A 17,336-nucleotide genomic window follows, 5' to 3' on the forward strand; every position below is an offset into this window, starting at 1 on the left:
GCTACTCCATTAGCAATCCGTAATGACATTGGTCCCTTCGGGTCTAAGTATTCCTAAACTCTCTGCAGGCAATATAGTTTCAAAAGCTGGAGTACTCCCTACTGCATTAATTAAAGCAGCTAAAACAAAAAACTGAAAAGTATAATTTACCGCTCTTGCTCGAACATATTTAATTTGAGAAAACTGCGCATTTAATACGTCATTAGACGCTGGAGGGGTAGAAAGAAAGCCTGATACATCAACACTTGCACCAGCTTCATCAAGATAATCTATCTGTAAATTACTCGCAGAAAAGCCTGATGGATAGAGATCTGATACAGCTGGTAAGTTAGGAATGTCATCCCTATCAGCGATATAGCACACGGTAGCAAGCCTCGCAGCTCTTCGTGTTACCTCATTGACCATTTGCACCGAAAAGAAATAGATCGCAAACTCGATGATCAAAAACAGGACTAATATAACGGCCAAAGCGATGACCGAGAACTCAAGCTGCGTCACTCCTTTTTGTTTCGTTATCAATCGTTTCATGGGCCTGTCCTCATAGACGTGGTCGCCCCAATGCTAAATTGCAAAGAAGTGGTCGAAAAAGGTAAGGTCGAGAATATCGGCACGTAATTGTAAGTCGCCGATAGAGTGACCACCTTATTGGTACTCGTTGGTTGGGTAATGACAATATCATCCACACTGATATGGTCTATCACAGGTGTAGTAGAGGCAATTGGGCTTCCATACACAACGACATTCTTGATGCTGGTTTCGTCAGCAATTGACTCAAAGTTCAACGTGCCGTACGTATCAACGACGGCATACCTTGCCCCATTCTGCAGCGCTTTATTGACCTCGGTATACTGAATAAAAGCTCGGCTCACATCGATCACTAAAACGGTTAGCATCAATAGCACTGGCAAGGCGAGAATAAACTCTATGATTGCCAGCCCTTGTTGACTGCAAATATTTGGCCTTTGATGCTTTCTATTTGAATACAACATATCAAGAGGCCCCGCTAAACGGATCTTTGTATAGATGGATACGGTAGAAGCCTTTATCTGTCGGATCCGTGCCAGTAGAACCGTTATTAATTAAACAATCATAAAGAAATTGCCCAAATACTGATGATTGACCTGAGTTACTGACTTTTTGTAGTAAAAAGAAGCAACCAAAGCCCAAAACATCAAAATCAGACTTACCTGTCGAGGCCGTACAATCTACGATAGGGATACGCAAAATACGGCGTCCGTTCAGACCACCATCACCGGTATAACTACTGCCATCACAAGCACCACCGCTTTCACAAGAGCTTAGCTCCTGACGATAGTTGGCGTAATACAGGTCACCTGCGTACTCCGCATCGGTCTCAGCCAAAACATCGGGCTGTCTCACGTATTTGTCTGGTAAAACCGTTCCGTCATTTTTAATCGGTCCCGAAAAGTCGTTGAGCCTCACATTCAGTCCCTGTGCAACTGGACCTGCACTATTACCTGGTTTAGTCGTAACGGTATCGCCAATTGAGGCGCAACCGTTGTAAGCACCAGACAATGCATCACGAACTAAGGCTGCACCACTATTACCCGTTTCTTGCCCAAAATCGAGTAACTGAAAGTTCCCGGGCCCCATATCGGTGTTATTCTGATCCCCGACTTTCAGCTCATGCACTAGAGAAGGATCCATATCTACATTAGGGTCGTAACCCGGCGGACGATACCCCCATGCATCACTCACATCACCAGCAGGATCACCACACATGGCGATTGGCGTTAAATTACACGTATATGCAATAGCCGCACTCCGCCCTGCAACCGCACTCGCAGAGACCTCTTTATCAATCCCAAACAAACCACTCAGATACTGCGTTAGGCTAATATCGGTGACCGCTACGCGGACATAAATATCGTACTCCCCCAATGGCGGTGTAAAACTTGCTGCACTTACAAACGTCTGCATATCATGCGAGAATGTCACCGCTGTATTACTGTCACTAAACGTCAGCTCAGAATTTCCAGGCTCGGTTGATATTCCACTAAGCGTTGTTCTCACTGCTGTTTCAGCCTGATTCACATCCTCTGTCTTATCGGCAACGACAGCACCTGCAAGGGCCGCAGTATCGACCGCATTCTGTAAACGTGTTTTATTAAGAACTTGGTGGTTTAAATCAATACCAAACGCCGCAACGCCCAGTAGAATCAACAAAACCAAGCTTATCAACACTAAGGTAATCCCTTTCTGGGTTCGCCTTGGTGCTATATGCATATTCCTTCGCATAGCCCCTCCTAAGTGAACATATCACTTACTCATCTTTGGCTACCCCGTTGTTGTTATATACCTCTAAGCTAACTTGTGTACGCTCACCACTACCTTCCGGTAAATAACCCAAATTCTCATACCACGCTTCTGGATTAAGAGTTTGTTCAGCGCGCAACTGGCTAACCGAGATACCAAGCTCGGGGTCATTCGCACAGCCAAACAAGCCGAATGATGTGAAACAAATGGTCATTATCATTATGCTTTTCATCTTGCTCTCCCACTTATAGACTGTGCCCAAACTTGCCCTCAGAGCCACCTTCTGACGAACCGTATTGAATAAAGTTGTTGTTAGTATCTTCTTCGCTGATGTCGTTTAGCTGGTATCTATCAAAATCCAACTCAGCACCTTTACCAAGCAAATAGAACTCCACATCGTTCGGAGCCACAAAGCCATCCGTTGGCAGTGTGATTCGACGTCGATCGATTGGGGTTGCTAATCGAGGGGTGACCAGAATGACAAGTTCTGTTTCCCCTGAGGTAAACTCTTCACTCTTGAACAAGCGCCCCAAAACAGGTAAATCACTCGCTCCAGGTATGCCATCCGCGACATTACGTGCGTTTTCACTCAATAAGCCTGCAATACCAATGGTTTGGCCATCAGCCAGCTCAATCGTGGTGCCAGCACTTCGTTTGGTGATTGGCGGAATAAAGAACGTGGCATTCACTTCGTTTGGATTAAACGTCAGCACACCTGAGTTGGAGATTTCACTCACATTGACGTTCAATTTGAGGTTGATTCTCTTATCACTCAAAATAAACGGAACGAAGTCGAGTTGAACACCGTACTCTTTATAATCGATGGTAATACCATCTTCATTTGGTACTGGAATTGGGAATTCACCACCAGCGACAAACTCGGCTTGCGTACCACTTAATGCGGTAAGGCTAGGCTCTGCTAACACTTTCGCCACGCCATTTTGTTTCGCCACATCAAGCGCGAAGGTAAACAAGGTATTACTGTCGATAAACGACCCAAGAAAACCGAAATCTTCGACTGTTGGAACGTTCAAAATCGGTCCAATGCCATCGATACCGCCACCAGCAGTCGTACCACCCCAGGTAAAGTCTCCACTTCTTTGGAAAAAGTGGAAGTTTGAGTCAAAGCGTCTTACTAGTGTGCGCTGCACTTCGGCAACGGTCACTTCTAGCGTCACCTGTTGAGCCCCGCCAATAGAAAGTAGATTGATCACCATGCTGTCATCATCTTTAGAGCTGTCATCTTCTTCATCTGCCGCTTCACCTAAAGCGAAGGTTTCAGCAATTTTGACCGCAGTGTCCATATTTTGCTGACTGCTGACCAAGCCTCTAAGTACCACTTTTTCTTGCGCACTGTGCACCTCGATATTTTCATCCGGCAAGAACTGATAAAGCTTCGACTTAAGCGTGTTTAGATCATGCGTGACTTCCACGTTAAACTGCTCAATTAACCGGCCTCGGCGATCCCACACCGACACATTCGTGGTACCTAACTTCTTACCAATAAGAAACAGCTCGTTCGATCTGAGCACTAAAATATCCAAGACTTCTGGATCCCCTAATGTCACTTTCTTCGCTTGGCCGGATATCATCAATTGGGTTGATTGGTGATGCGCAACGGTCACGACTTTTCCTGACTGCACCGTGGCTGCGTTAACAGACAAGCTGACAAAAAGTAACTGGCTAACGAGTAATATTATTGTTTTCATAATTCACCTAATTGCTGACTCGGACACTGGATGCCTGAGATCCCTTAATAATGGTCACACTAGGTCGTGGCGTGTATTTTCTTGCTACAACAGGTTTATCCACTTCATGAGGGTTGCGTAGAGCAAGTTGAATGTCGCCTTTGCTGTTCGCCGATAGGAGCTTTTCAGCCTCTTTCGGTGTTACTTCTAAAGTCACCGCACGCACAATAACGGGTTTGTTATCATTGGTTTTGGCTGTTTGGTCGACCGCAAGGACGTTGATGTTTTTAAGCACCGTTTTTGTTGTGGCGTTTTTACCTTGTCCATAACTCACGGTATTCAATACATCGACCTTATTGCCCGGTAACAAGAACCCAGCCACACCGATAACGTCATTGACACGAATGGTGATTGCTCGTTTGTTTTCAGGGATTAAAGCAGCAAGTGTCGCGCCCTCACCGGGCAATGCAAGACGATTCGAGTTAACCAGCTCGCCCGCATAAATGGTATTGGCAACAATTCTTCCCAATGCCTGTTCTTGTACTTTTAGCGTTTCATCGTCTATCCAATCCACTTCCATGAGCTTAGTAGACAAATGTTTCTCAGATAGAATGGTCCCTGGCTCTAGTTCCATGGCGGCAACTAAAACTGGGTGTCTTTCGACCTCTTCTAACTCGACAGTTGGTTGGTTTCTGCCATCCATCCATTGTTTAGCGATCAACACGGCGGCAAGGCCGAAAACAATGGAGAGCAACAGCAACATGATGACTTGAGTCCGACTCATAATTTAGATCTCCCTATTCATCCACTGTGAAGTACAGTCCCCAGGCACGGGTTAAAATGTCTGATGAGACGACCTTCTCTTTCCCTTCGAACACCAAAATATCGCGGCTAATACCGAGTAAGTCTTTTGGTAAACAAGGGTAGTTGGCGACATCATTGTCGCGATGTAACTGACTTAACGTATCGAAAAACTCAGTCACAAGCGTCATTTGGTAATCTTTAGCAAGCGAAACCCAAAGCGCTTGATAATCTGTCAAACCAAGCGGTGTAAACTCTATCTTGTAACCCAAACGACGTAAAAAAGCGGGGTCTGCAATTTTGCTTGGTGCAAAGTTGGAGGAGAATGCCAGAGTGAGCATAAACGGCACCGTGACTTGTTGACCATTTGGCAAAGCTAGATGGTCAAATAAGTACTCCATTGGAACGATCCATCTGTTTAGCAGGGCATCAACAGGCATTGACTGACGACCAAGGTCATCAATCACCAAGATTCCGTTGTTAGCCATCATTTGCAGTGGCGCAATCCATACACGATTATGCTCGCTGTGGTTTACCTCAAGCATATCCAATGTCAGCTCACCGCCCACTTGAATGTTTGGTCTTTCACAAAGAACCCAGCGTTTGTCGTAATGCGTTTCCAACTTAACGAAAACCTGAGAATGGGAGTTGTCTAAACGACGGTGATGATGCTCTGAGAACACTTTGATGATGTTGCCATCGGCATATACGGCATAAGGAATGAATACCGAAGTGTTCATTGCATTGAGCACTCTTGATGCGACGTAACTTTTACCGGTACCCGCATGACCATACAGCAACAAAGCACGACCCGAGTTAATGGCCGGCCCTAAAACGGGTATCAAATGATCCGAACCAAACACGTCAGACAGCGCTCGCTCAACATCATTGCGATTAATAGGATGCTTGCGAAGATCTTGTCCCTCAACAACCGTCCAATATTCTTCCAAAGAGACGGGAACAGGACCGATATACGGATCTTTTCTATACGCAATGTCTGCTTCTGCAAGCCCAAGCTCAGTTAAACTGTAGCGTACGTTGGAATACGATGTACTCAACTTGTCTGATGCTGGCTGATAAACTTCTACCCAACTTCGCTTTCTTAACTGCGCCAAAGCAAGCTCGACAATATTCGAAACAATACAAAGCCGTTGCGTTAATTCGATTAAGTCACATTTGGGATAGGCAGACAGATGTTTCAACACTAGGTTTTCAACAACTGAAGACGGCACGCCAAGGCCCTCGACAGACGAAGGCACCTTTGGTGGATTTATTTGTGGCACGAGTTTTTCCCAATACACAGAGCCCATCACACTTCCCCTCTTGAAGTTGCCTAGTCAACTGATGCTGCATGCCATTTTTTATTATTATTTAATGGGTGTAGGAGAAATAAGCTAATCCAATTACGATTATCGGCGCGAAAGGAATGACTAACGGCTTATTAGACCTAAAGCCTGGTGTTACTTTTTCTAAGCAATACCCTTTTATCTGGTGTGATAGAGCAACACTAGTCGATGACACGTGTAACATTAGATAAAAAATGCCCACGATGCCTCCAGCAAGTATTATTCCAGTAGACGCTTCCCCAAGGTTACTCAGACCCAGCCATGCCCCTATGACGGCGAGTAATTTAACGTCTCCTCCAGCCATTACTTTGAACAGATACAGCGCGAAACACACTGCAAACGCAACCAGTCCACCATACGCATGCTCCAAAAGACTCACGCTCGGGCTGTACAATACGTTTGCAGTGACAGCGACCAGAAGCAACAAAACGGCTTTATTAGGAATCCTGTGCTTCTGGGCGTCTGATACACCTATCGCAATCAGCAGTGACCAAATGACTAACTCACTAAGCATTACTTTGCTTTAATTTCAGATGCTACTGATGTGAACTTAGCGGCTAACGTAGTCCAGAAACCAGATGAAATGAAAGCTGTCACAATCAGAGCGGCGCCCAAGATGTATTCAAGCAGTGTTAGACCTTCTTCATCTTCCATGAAGTCCTTGATTAGGTTGCGAAAGTTGTCCATAAGTTTATCCCCTTGTTTAACATTTTCTCGCTTGTTAATGATGCAAGTGCATATCCACCTGAATCATGATTAAACATTAGTCACCGAGAATTAGGGGGTTAGGACTTTTTTGCCAAAGGTTGGTACTTTCTTGCCTACCTGCGCTTCAGAATCAAAATGTATCAATAACGAGACACATCACCACCAACTATGTGACACCTTTCACACTTGCAGTATGACTATATAAGCCTAAGCTTAATAAACGAAAGGGTGAGGTCTGAAGCTCAAGGAATGAGGCTCGACTGACCTCAATACATACTAACGTTGGTGTAGTACGTACTGAGCGGGATTCATATGGATAGACTGACCAAAGCTTATTGGATTGGAGAGACTCTTTGCTCGCTGCCGGAATCACTTCGCTGTGAGTTTGATAAGAGCTTTGAGATTATGGACTGTAGCAAAGATATCTCTGTGCTTAGCGATAAAGAACACAGCTATTTCTTCTACTACATGACTTGCGATCATCGAGAGCACCTGAAAGGCGTCATCACGCTCTGTGAAAATCTCGACAAAAAACTGATCGTTATACATCCAACCGATATCGAGCCTCACTTACCGCCAAAGCATATTTGTGCGGAATATTATACGTTGAATGAATTCACCCTCCCGATTTGGCTATCGCAGATAAAATTGAAATACTTTTTGCACAGCAAGGTCGACGAAGAACAAATTTCGGTCGATAAACTCTTTTCTCGAAGCGGAAAGTCGAATTTTTCTGACGTGGTTCATTACATCGCCAATAACGTCCATAAAGACCTAAGAGAAGAGGAAGCTGCTGCGCTTTGTCACTACTCACCGAACTACTTTTCCAAAGTATTCCATCGCAAAGTTGGTATGTGCTTTCGTGATTATGTCACTGCGAAACGCATTTCATTAGCAAAGAAAATGCTCGTTGAAAATGAATCCATGAAAATTGCCTACATCGCTTATCAGTGTGGATACCGAGATGTCTCTTACTTTTCTCGAATTTTTAAGAAAAAAACAGGCCTGTCCCCAGCGAATTATCGGCAACAGTTTTAGGCGCTATTAGTACCGACTTTAGGGGTAACTAACGCTATCCTCCCCACATATTTCATCAAAATGCATTCCCGTGTCGTTATTTAACATGCTAAAGTTAACAATGCGTTAACAATTATAAATACAACGAGAAGACATGGAGTCACTAAAAATGAATCAGCCGAATCTAAACAGCGCTGCTGGTTGCGCTCTCCCACCACCAAATGAAATGATTCTCAGATGGGCTCAAGAGCGCCCAAATGAGGTCTATCTAAAACAAATTATTAACCGACAATTTGTTGAATACACGTTCGCTGATGTTGCCGATCAAGCCTTAAAACTCGTCAGTGCACTACGCAACCTCGGAGTACAGCCTGGTGACAAAGTAGCATTAGTATCTAAAAACTGTGCAGAGTGGTTTATTTGCGATCTTGCGATGATGCTTGGCGATTATGTCAGTGTGCCAATCTTTCCTACCGCCGGCGCGGACACCATCGAATACTGTGTGACTCATAGTGAAAGTAAAGCGCTCATTGGCGGAAAACTCGATGATCCTAAAGCAACCCAGCAAGTCATTGATGCAATGCCGGAGCTTATTAGTATCTCGCTCCCCTACGATACTGCACCAAAATGTCAGTATGAATACCAAGCACTCATTGCCGATGCAATGCCAAGTGAAGAGCGTCCACAGCACTACGACGATAAGCTAATGTCTTTGGTGTATACCTCTGGTACGTCAGGGTTACCGAAAGGTGCGATGCTGACCTACGGAGCGTTTAACTGGTCCGTACAACAACTGATAAACCATATCGGTATTCAAGAAAATGATCGTCTATTTTCTTACTTACCTTTGGCTCATATTACAGAGCGCGTCTACATTTTTGGCTCATCCATCATGGGTGGTGTACCAACAGCATTTCCAGAATCATTGGACACCTTTATCGAAGATGTAAAAATGCACCGCCCGACTCTGTTTATCTCAGTCCCGCGATTATGGACGCTATTCCAACAACGTATTCAAGACAAACTTCCACAGAAGAAGCTCAACATTCTATTGAAAATCCCATTCGTCAATTCTCTGATCAAGAAAAAGCTCGCAGAAGGGTTGGGGTTGGATCAGGCTCGAGTATTAGGCTGTGGCTCTGCCCCGGTATCACCAGCGCTGCTGGAATGGTACCACTCTGTAGGACTCAATATTACTGAAGCTTGGGGGATGACAGAATCATTTGCCTATAGCACGCTCAACTACCCATTTAGAGCTGACAAAATTGGTAGTGTCGGTAATGCTGGACCAGGTATTGAGTTAAAAATCGCTGACGATGATGAAATCATGGTGCGTGGCAAAGGGCTATTTTCTGGCTACTACAAAAATGACATTGCCACCCAAGAGTCTTTTGATTCAGAGGGCTGGCTACACACAGGCGATATCGGCTCTATCGACTCAGATGGTTACCTAACCATTCAAGGCCGTAAAAAAGATAACTTTAAAACCGCCAAAGGTAAGTTTGTCTCTCCAGTTCCTATCGAGAAAAAACTTTTCGAATACAGTCGCGTAGAGATGATGTGTCTAATCGGTTTAGGGCTACCAGCCCCGATTCTTTTGGTTGTGCCACATGATTTCCCTAACTTTGATCGAGAGCGGTACGCACGAACCACCCGCAAAGTCATTGCAAAAATGAATCAAGAACTCGCCTCTCATGAGCAAATCAAAGGCGTATTAATGATTAAAGAGCCTTGGAGCATTGAAAATGGCGTATTGACGCCAACACTCAAAATTAAACGTCATGTGCTTGAGCAAAAGTATCATGAAATTGGTCACAACTGGCCGAAAGGTGAATTGGTTGTGTGGGAAGAAGACTTATAGCCTTGTCTGCACTCCTCAATATCATTGGGGAGTGCAGTTTAATTCTGAGCTTGAATCAAACTCATAAACTACTCTCTCCAAAAAGGCTTCCTCACTTCACTATTAATCTCCTTTTCATCTAATCCTATATCGTCCCAAAGATGTTCTGGTAACTCTCTCAAGTGACGACGTGTCTTGTAGTTTCTTCTCCAACTAGCAAGTTTAGAATAAATTAACTGTAATCCGGTCTGATGGTCAGCTGATAAAGTGCGCTCACAAGTGTGTGTCATGTTTTCCATGTAACCAACTCCTATAACAATGTTGACCACTTAATAATCAGCGACTACGCTGATATCCTCAAACGATAGAATCTGCCATTGAGTTAAGGAAAACTAATGTGAAAGATCGAATGCCTCCTTTACAGGGCTTGTATTACTTCTTCGTTGCAGCAAAGGAAGGAAGCTTTAAAACAGCGGCAAAAGAATTGTTTGTTACGCCAGCCGCAATTAGTCAGCAAATTCGTCATCTTGAAGAGTTTTTAGGAACGGACTTATTTGTTCGCCAGCACAGAAAAATCGTGCTCACACCTGAGGGAGAGCTGCTGTTTACTCAGGCTGAAAGAGGGTTTGCTCATTTGCAGCAAGGGGTTAGATTGGTTAATCAAGATCCTAATCCTAACCACCTTTCGATATCAACACTCCCCTCTTTCGCTCACCATTGGTTAGTCCCGAAAATTACGGCTTTTCGTCAGCGTCACCCTGATATCGCCTTACTATTAGAACCAACCAATGATTTGGTGTCTTTTCAAGATAGTCAGATCGATTTGTGTGTCCGTTACGGTTTAGGAAAATACCCTAATTTAGAATCACAATGGTTAATGGATGAAGCTTTTTATCCTGCCTGTCACCCGGTATATCAGAAAGAGCACGGAATCTATCGCATTGAAGATTTAAGCAAAGCAGAGCTCATCGAAGACGTATGGCCAGATCTGGACTGGAACATGTGGTTAGCGAGACTTGGTCATTCAGCCGCAAAGCCTGCTTTAAAATACAGTGGCTCACACTTAGTGTTAGAAGCCGCGTTATCACTACAAGGCGTAGCGCTCGTCAAACACAGTTTAGCTCATCAATATTTCCGTTCAGGCAAACTGGTCCGAATTGGTGATATAGCCATTAAACCCAAATTTGCGTATTACCTGTGCGCTCCAAAAGGCTACTTAAAGCGACCTAAAGCCCAATTGTTTGCACAATGGTTGAGAGAAGAAATAGAAACATTTGAAAAGTCAGTGATACCAGATTTTAAAACCATCGACCTCAATGTTAGTAATACTGGCTCAGCTTCAGAATAGTCGGTAAACAACACCAAAGACGTATATCAGCGAAACCAAAACGCGCTGTGTATAAGCGGTTAGATACAAAAAGCCCCGCACTAGGCGGGGCTTTCAAGTTATAGAGTTAACTTAAGAATTACTTCTTAGCGTTACGCTCTTTAACGTCAGCAATTACTTGCTCAGCAACGTTTGCTGGACATGGTGCGTAGTGTGAGAACTCCATAGAGAACTGACCACGACCAGAAGTCATTGTACGTAGAGTACCGATGTAACCAAACATTTCTGATAGAGGTACATCACCCTTGATACGTACGCCAGTAGACGCAGCTTGTTGGTCTTTGATCATACCACGACGACGGTTAAGGTCACCGATTACGTCACCAACGTGATCTTCTGGAGTGAACACGTCAACTTTCATGATTGGTTCAAGAAGTTGCGCGCCAGCTTTAGGCATAGACTGACGGAATGCGCCTTTAGCAGCGATTTCGTAAGCGATTGCTGAAGAGTCAACTGCGTGGAAACCACCGTCGAATAGTTCAACTTCAACGTCTAGAGTTGGGAAGCCAGCTAGAACACCGTGCTCCATCATTGACGCAAAGCCTTTCTCAACTGCAGGCCAGAATTCTTTAGGTACGTTACCACCAACAACTGTTGACTTGAACGTGAAGCCAGAGTTTGGCTCACCTGGTTTGATGCGGTAATCGATCTTACCGAACTGACCAGAACCACCAGACTGTTTCTTGTGCGTGTAGCTGTCTTCGATTGCTTGAGTGATAGTTTCACGGTAAGCAACCTGTGGAGCACCAACTTCTAGCTCAACGCCGTAAGTACGCTTAAGGATATCTACCTTGATGTCTAGGTGAAGTTCACCCATACCTTTCAGGATAGTTTCGCCTGAATCTTCATCAGTCTCAACTTGGAATGATGGATCTTCTGCAACCATTTTACCGATCGCGATACCCATCTTCTCAGAACCGCCTTTATCTTTAGGCTTAACTGCGATAGAAATTACTGGATCTGGGAAGATCATTGGCTCAAGAGTACATTCGTGCTTAGGATCACATAGAGTGTGACCAGTTTGAACGTTCTTCATACCAACTACAGCGATGATGTCACCAGCTTGTGCTGAATCGATCTCGTTACGCTCGTCTGCGTGCATCTCAACCATACGGCCGATACGCTCTGTTTTACCAGTTGCAGAGTTAAGTACTGTGTCACCTTTCTTCATCTTACCAGAGTAGATGCGGATAAAGGTTAGAGCACCAAAACGGTCGTCCATGATCTTAAATGCAAGCGCACGTAGTGGCTCGTCTGCAGATACAGTCGCAACTTCACCAGCTGGCTCACCAGTCTCTGAATCAGTTAGAGGCTGTGGATCAACTTCTGTTGGAGATGGTAGGTAATCAATTACCGCGTCAAGAATAAGTTGGATACCTTTGTTCTTGTACGCTGAACCACAGTAAGTTGGGAAGAATGCTAGATCACGAGTACCTTTACGGATACAACGTTTGATGTCTTCTAGAGATGGCTCTTCGCCTTCTTCTAGGTAAGCCATCATTAGATCTTCGTCTTGCTCTAGAGCAGTTTCGATTAGCATTTCACGGTATTCAGCAGCTTTTTCTACCATGTCTGCTGGAATATCTTGAACTTCGTAGTTCTCTGGCTGGCCAGACTCATCCCATACGTAAGCTTGTTGGCTTAGTACGTCTACAACACCTACGAAATCTTCTTCGATACCGATAGGTAGAGTCATAACTAGAGGTGTAGCACCTAGTACGTTTTGTACTTGATCTACAACTTTGTAGAAATCTGCGCCCATACGGTCTAGTTTGTTAACGAAGATCAGACGTGATACGTGTGATTCGTCAGCGTAACGCCAGTTAGTTTCTGACTGAGGCTCAACACCACCAGAACCACAGAATACACCGATACCACCGTCAAGTACTTTTAGAGAACGGTAAACTTCGATAGTGAAGTCAACGTGTCCAGGAGTATCGATGATGTTTAGACGGTGATCGTTCCAGAAACAAGTTGTTGCTGCAGACTGGATTGTGATACCACGTTCAGCTTCCTGCTCCATGAAGTCAGTTGTAGTTGAACCGTCGTGTGTATCACCGATCTTATGGATCTTACCAGTTAGCTTTAGGATACGCTCTGTAGAGGTAGTTTTACCCGCGTCTACGTGAGCAAAAATACCAATGTTTCTGTATTTTGATAAATCAGTCATTGTCTTACTCTGTTAATAAGGTATAAAGTGCGCGCAGAGTATATCACATTCTGTCAATACTGATACCCTTGCGTGCGGATGGAAGAAAAAAATTTTAACGTGAAATTTCCGTCCCCAAAGCATAGTCAAACACAGCAATTTATGTACTTTATTCGCATTTTATTGAGGACGGATAGAACAGTTTGTGATTACACAAATACCATTCTTATGAGCATTACAGCTCGTCAAACGCCTCTATAGCTTCCGACAATTTCTTAACGCCGTGAATTTGCATGCCAGGAATGCCGCCTTTCGGCATGTTGGCTGCAGGCACAATGGCTTTCTTGAAACCATGTTTGAACGCTTCATTCAAACGTTCTTGCCCACTTGGCACAGGACGGATTTCGCCTGCAAGCCCGACCTCACCAAAAATAACCACATCTTTGGGAAGTGGACGGTCACGAAAACTCGATAAAAGCGCCATAACTAACGCAAGATCGGCACTCGTCTCCGTCACCTTAACACCGCCAACCACATTAACAAAGACATCTTGGTCTGCCATTTGTAAGCCACCATGCTTATGCAACACAGCGAGCAAAAGTGATAAGCGGTTCTGCTCCAAACCGACCGCAACACGGCGAGGGTTTGCCAATTGCGAGTAATCCACCAACGCTTGAATCTCTACTAATAGAGGACGCGTACCTTCCCAAACCACCATAACAGAAGAACCAGATGTTTCTTCTTCACCACGAGAAAGGAAAATCGCGGATGGGTTACTCACTTCTTTCAACCCTTGGCCTGTCATTGCAAAAACACCGAGCTCATTCACAGCGCCAAAGCGGTTTTTATGACTACGCAATGTGCGAAAGCGGCTATCAGTACCACCATCAAGCAGCACTGAACAGTCTATAATGTGCTCAAGAACTTTAGGGCCCGCAAGGGTACCATCTTTTGTTACGTGACCAACAATAAATACCGCGACGTTATTCTGTTTTGCGTATCGTGTCAGAGCTGTTGCAGATTCACGTACTTGAGCAACACTGCCCGGTGACGATTGAACATCTGAAACGTGCATTACCTGAATCGAGTCAATCACCATAATGCGAGGTTGCTCTTTTTCGGCAATTTGGCAAATTTTGTCGACGTTCGTTTCCGATAGCATTTTTAAATGATCTTTCGGCAAGCCTAGTCGAGAAGCACGCATCGCCACCTGCTGCAACGATTCTTCACCTGTTACATAGAGCGTTGGCATTTGCGCAGACAAACTACACATGGTTTGCAGCAACAAGGTGGATTTACCAGCGCCAGGGTTACCACCAATCAAAATAGCGGCGCCGGGTACAACGCCCCCACCTAATACGCGGTCAAGTTCTTTAAACCCACTGGTGAAGCGTGGCACTTCCTGCAGATCAATTTCGGATAACGTTTGAACTGTAGCTTCTGTTGCGGAGCCCGCGTAGCCGGATAAACGTTCATTACGAGCAACCGTTGGCGATGCAGCGATACGGACTTCTGTTATCGTATTCCACGAACCACATGCGTTACACTGCCCCTGCCAACGGGGAAAATCCGCGCCACAATCATTACAAACATACGCTCGTTTTGCTTTCGCCATGATGCCTCGATTTTTTCTACAAATGTGACTAAGCACAGCCAAGTCAGACCTTAACTGAAATGAACTATTGATATACTTAAGTTTTACTTCGCTTAGCCGATACAATTTAAAGTAACGACATACTCTAACAGAAATAATGCAGCAATCTGAAATTCTCTCGATCGCAGAACGACTCATTCCCGTTTACGGTTCGGATGACTTTGACTTTGTCCTTGGCCAATTGACCGAGGAAGAGCCGCCTTCGGCCAAAATCTTAGTGAAAATGGAACTTAACCGCTTGATGGCTCCGTGCAAAAAAAGCATCGATCTGCGCGGTCGCGTCCAAGGTGAATGTCGCGAGTATATTTTGGATGGTATTCCACATTGGTTAGATGACGTTGCTTTCAACGCTTACCATAAAAACATCAAAAAGTTTGGCGGCTACACTGAGGGAATGTGGGAAGCTTTGGTCAACACACGGAATAACTTTCGCGTAATGAGCAAACGTCTTACTCAACAAAAAACGCAATCGTTAACGGATCCTAAAAGCCCTTTCTTAGCGGAGCCCGTTCACCTCGGCTATGACTTAAAGCGCCAAGAAAAGCGCTTGAAAGTCCAATCTCAAGTCGAGATTTGCCGATCTAAAGGGCAACTTCTGCATGGGTTAAGCATTGACTTATCCTGCTCTGGCGCAAAGTTCAAAGTCCCAAGTGCGTTTAAATATAACCTTGGGGAGATTATTCAGGTCACGTTTACTGAGTTTGCCAGCAAATCTCAGGTTGCCGGTATAGAGAAACCGCTGGCGTACCGCATACTTGCGGTTGATGACTGTTACGAGAATGACTCAGTTCGATACCTCAGAACCATACGTTTAACTGAAACCAATGTCGTTACTCGAGTGATCGATGAAGCGCTCAACAGCGCAGCGAAAAGAGCTCGTCACGATAATCAAGATAAGATCATTCGAGCTCGAACTCGTGGTTATGAGCACATCGCGCTTAAGCACACCAGCAGCTTACCTCTATTCTTTGATGGCAGTGAGCTGAAACTCGCTATGTTGACGCCAAACAATCAAAAGCTTTGGCAGTACTGGCATGATGAAAGGAACCAGCAAATGTTTGGATCCTTATTTAATGAGAAGCGAGTCGCGTCACTCATTAAACCTGGCGTTAAAGGCACCACAAACGTCCTTTATTCATTTACTCACGAGCACGAAAACCGAACCTATTTCTATTCGATGCTTCGTCCTGAGGCCACTCGTGAACAACGCCAGCTATTTTGGCATTTAGGTGCTAAACGTGAAAGTTGGCGCGCGTTTAGAATTTCGATATTTGAACTGTCAGAGCAAGAACAGGAAGACTTAGCCGCTTTCTCTCCGCAGTTAGCTGAAACGTCCCAATCATTGACTCACATTGGCATCTTGCAAGAAATTGCTGACGAAAAATCAGGGCAGGATTATCTGCTCACTGAAAAGCCGCGCTTACCCGCAAATACGTTAAATGCATTTCGCCATCCGAGAAGAATTATAGGCAACCCGAAAGGCATTTATTTTGATGCCAAGTCTCGTCGTAAAGAGCCTCGTTACCGATTTAAGACCCCAATAGAACTGCGTTCTGGGCCCGTCACAGCGATCGGCAGCACCGTCGATATTTCAAAGCGAGGGCTCGGCATTAAACTGGACGAACCTACCATGTTGCGCTCTGGGCAAGAGGTTCAGGTCAACTTCCGAGAGTTACAACTCTACGACAAAAAGCTGCCTTTAACGTCGGTGCCATACCGGGTAATTCGTGTTAGCCCAGATGGCTGTAGCGTACAGTTAGTTATTGATGAAAGCAGCCACACCATTAAAGTGATCGCCTTTTTCAACAGCATTATCGAGCACAATCAAGATAAGTTGATCCCGCAAAAAGAAATGCTACCGAGTAATGCGTTACTTGAAAGACTGCACAGCATGTTGCTCTCTCGAACTCTGAGCACACCCATTTTTATTAGTAAAACTGCGTCGTCTTCAATCAAAACCCCCGTTATTGGGGTGAATTTGCCGCTACCTAAGCACATTGAGCTTTTTGCCCGCCTTGGACACGATCAACTGTTGTCACTTGAACCTATCTTTAAAGGTCGAACAAGCACATTAATCGCAGAGCCGATAAAGCGTGTAGAAGGTGCTCAAGCAAGACATCAGGATATCTACATTAGCGCAGCCAAAGTCGGCAATAAAATTACAGGCATTGAGTCTAAGCTTCATCAAGAGTTCAACAGCGTAAAAGAACGGATTCAATTTATAAAGAAAGCGCGAATGATGGGTGACTTCTACGTGATTCGCTTATCTACAGCCCCAATTTTCGATCCGATGACATCGTTGCTGCAACAAGATTTAAGTGACTTAACCCAATTTGGTGTACATCAAGCGAGCAAATTAGAAAAGGAGCTGACCGCTTTGGTCGGTTACAGTGAGTTTGAAGACATTACGGAAGAAGTTGTAATTAGATTGGAGTTAACCGAGTAAATTTAGAGCCATACCAAGTCAAC

The 17,336-nt window shown here is 44.7% G+C and carries 16 protein-coding genes; 4 read left to right on the forward strand and 12 right to left on the reverse strand.

Features of this window, described 5'->3' with window-relative positions:
* Window positions 1-9: 9 nt before the first annotated feature.
* From P4S59_RS12100 to P4S59_RS12140, 9 genes are all read right to left on the reverse strand, one after another.
* Entirely contained in the window at window positions 10-528 is a 519-nt protein-coding gene (locus P4S59_RS12100; RefSeq protein WP_041852895.1) for a TadE/TadG family type IV pilus assembly protein, read from the reverse strand.
* The gene (locus P4S59_RS12105) at window positions 525-989 is read right to left on the reverse strand and encodes a TadE/TadG family type IV pilus assembly protein (protein WP_048625932.1); all 465 of its coding nucleotides are present in this window, start codon (window positions 987-989) and stop codon (window positions 525-527) included. Before P4S59_RS12105 ends, P4S59_RS12100 begins: the two co-directional genes overlap by 4 nt.
* A gap of 1 nt (window position 990) precedes the next feature.
* Entirely contained in the window at window positions 991-2,259 is a 1,269-nt protein-coding gene (locus P4S59_RS12110) for a pilus assembly protein TadG-related protein (RefSeq protein WP_337168459.1), read from the reverse strand.
* A 25-nt stretch (window positions 2,260-2,284) separates the two neighbouring features.
* Window positions 2,285-2,509, reverse strand: a complete 225-nt coding sequence (locus tag P4S59_RS12115; RefSeq protein WP_012841463.1) for a hypothetical protein — start codon at window positions 2,507-2,509, stop codon at window positions 2,285-2,287.
* Window positions 2,510-2,522: 13 nt separating this feature from the next.
* A complete protein-coding gene (locus tag P4S59_RS12120) occupies window positions 2,523-3,986 on the reverse strand; it encodes a type II and III secretion system protein family protein (RefSeq protein ID WP_006742390.1) in 1,464 nt (487 codons plus the stop codon).
* A 7-nt stretch (window positions 3,987-3,993) separates the two neighbouring features.
* Window positions 3,994-4,749, reverse strand: coding sequence for a Flp pilus assembly protein CpaB (cpaB, locus tag P4S59_RS12125; protein ID WP_006742389.1), 756 nt, complete (start codon window positions 4,747-4,749; stop codon window positions 3,994-3,996).
* A 13-nt stretch (window positions 4,750-4,762) separates the two neighbouring features.
* Window positions 4,763-6,076, reverse strand: a complete 1,314-nt coding sequence (locus tag P4S59_RS12130; RefSeq protein ID WP_337168460.1) for an AAA family ATPase — start codon at window positions 6,074-6,076, stop codon at window positions 4,763-4,765.
* Window positions 6,077-6,137: 61 nt separating this feature from the next.
* Window positions 6,138-6,626, reverse strand: a complete 489-nt coding sequence (locus P4S59_RS12135; RefSeq protein ID WP_337168461.1) for an A24 family peptidase — start codon at window positions 6,624-6,626, stop codon at window positions 6,138-6,140.
* Window positions 6,626-6,799, reverse strand: a complete 174-nt coding sequence (locus tag P4S59_RS12140) for a Flp family type IVb pilin (protein WP_140292279.1) — start codon at window positions 6,797-6,799, stop codon at window positions 6,626-6,628. The genes P4S59_RS12135 and P4S59_RS12140 overlap by 1 nt, the downstream gene beginning before the upstream one ends.
* A 333-nt stretch (window positions 6,800-7,132) precedes the next feature.
* Between P4S59_RS12140 and P4S59_RS12145 the strand changes: the two genes are divergently transcribed.
* Window positions 7,133-7,858 (forward strand): helix-turn-helix domain-containing protein, encoded by a 726-nt coding sequence (locus tag P4S59_RS12145; protein WP_337168462.1) that lies wholly within the window; start codon window positions 7,133-7,135, stop codon window positions 7,856-7,858.
* A gap of 148 nt (window positions 7,859-8,006) precedes the next feature.
* Entirely contained in the window at window positions 8,007-9,698 is a 1,692-nt protein-coding gene (locus tag P4S59_RS12150; protein ID WP_337168651.1) for an AMP-binding protein, read from the forward strand.
* Between the two features lie 68 nt (window positions 9,699-9,766).
* Here P4S59_RS12150 and P4S59_RS12155 read toward each other — a convergent pair whose 3' ends face one another.
* Complete coding sequence (locus P4S59_RS12155; protein WP_047008935.1) at window positions 9,767-9,976, reverse strand: DUF1127 domain-containing protein; 210 nt, start codon at window positions 9,974-9,976, stop codon at window positions 9,767-9,769.
* A gap of 98 nt (window positions 9,977-10,074) precedes the next feature.
* Here P4S59_RS12155 and P4S59_RS12160 point away from each other — a divergent pair, with 98 nt between their 5' ends.
* Window positions 10,075-11,025 (forward strand): LysR substrate-binding domain-containing protein, encoded by a 951-nt coding sequence (locus tag P4S59_RS12160; RefSeq protein WP_065645470.1) that lies wholly within the window; start codon window positions 10,075-10,077, stop codon window positions 11,023-11,025.
* A 118-nt stretch (window positions 11,026-11,143) separates the two neighbouring features.
* Here the strand turns inward: P4S59_RS12160 and fusA are convergent, their stop codons facing one another.
* Both fusA and radA read right to left on the reverse strand, forming a co-directional pair.
* A complete protein-coding gene (gene fusA, locus P4S59_RS12165; RefSeq protein WP_337168463.1) occupies window positions 11,144-13,234 on the reverse strand; it encodes an elongation factor G in 2,091 nt (696 codons plus the stop codon).
* 214 nt (window positions 13,235-13,448) lie between these two features.
* Window positions 13,449-14,828, reverse strand: a complete 1,380-nt coding sequence (gene radA / locus P4S59_RS12170; RefSeq protein ID WP_012841458.1) for a DNA repair protein RadA — start codon at window positions 14,826-14,828, stop codon at window positions 13,449-13,451.
* 136 nt (window positions 14,829-14,964) lie between these two features.
* Here radA and P4S59_RS12175 point away from each other — a divergent pair, with 136 nt between their 5' ends.
* Complete coding sequence (locus tag P4S59_RS12175; protein WP_145473524.1) at window positions 14,965-17,313, forward strand: PilZ domain-containing protein; 2,349 nt, start codon at window positions 14,965-14,967, stop codon at window positions 17,311-17,313.
* Window positions 17,314-17,336 lie beyond the last annotated feature (23 nt).

It is taken from the genome of Vibrio sp. M60_M70 (assembly GCF_037162085.1).
In the GTDB taxonomy this organism is placed as follows: domain Bacteria; phylum Pseudomonadota; class Gammaproteobacteria; order Enterobacterales; family Vibrionaceae; genus Vibrio; species Vibrio diabolicus.